Annotated in this window: 1 protein-coding gene; it reads left to right on the top strand. The window is 69.1% G+C overall.

What is annotated here, in order from left to right; genetic code table 11:
* The first annotated feature begins 68 nt into the window (after positions 1 to 68).
* Entirely contained in the window at positions 69 to 554 is a 486-nt protein-coding gene (locus tag CK944_RS22520) for a DNA mobilization endonuclease VirD1/MobC family subunit (protein WP_158248144.1), read from the top strand.
* The last annotated feature ends 16 nt before the right edge of the window (positions 555 to 570 follow it).

Below are 570 nucleotides of genomic sequence, written 5' to 3' on the forward strand. Positions count from 1 at the left end.
GCCCGATGGCCCTTCGAGACACGTCCCAGACCCCGGCAGACACATCACGCCCTGGCGATGACGGCAGGATGACCGCAAACCGGCGCGTCTGTTCCAAACCTTCCATATCGACAAGCCCGGGTCGGTCCCGCCGCAGCCGGGAGAGTGCCACCACGGAGGGCAAGTCCGTCTCCGCGCGGCTGTCGCCTGCCGAGGGTGAGGCGCTTGAGGCGCTGAAGGCGCGTCATGGTTTTGGTTCGAACTCGGACGCTCTGCGGGCTCTGGTGCGCTCTGCCTCGGGCCTGCTGGAGGCGGAGCCGGCGACCGCGACCGGGCTGGAGGCAATCCGGGGCGAGCTCCACGAGATCGGCGTTTCCGTCAACGCGATCGCCCTGGCAGCGGGCCAGGGCCGGATCGATCCGAGCCACGAGCAATGGGCGGCGCTCAATGTCCTGCGCCAGAGCCTGCCGGAGATGCGCTCCTATCTGCGGGCGGTGGTGGACGAGCAGCGCCGCCGCGGCATCCGGCTCTTTGCCGAGTTCAGGGAGGCGGAGGATGGCCAGCCTCGCGGATGATCTGATCGGCGAGATC

The sequence above is a fragment of the Paracoccus sp. SY genome (genome assembly GCF_002901215.1).
Taxonomy (GTDB): Bacteria; Pseudomonadota; Alphaproteobacteria; order Rhodobacterales; family Rhodobacteraceae; genus Paracoccus; species Paracoccus acridae.

What these genes read in the sequence shown, in the direction of transcription:
- CK944_RS22520 (WP_158248144.1), top strand. Translation starts at nt 69, where the DNA reads ATGACCGCAAACCGGCGCGTCTGTTCCAAACCTTCCATATCGACAAGC.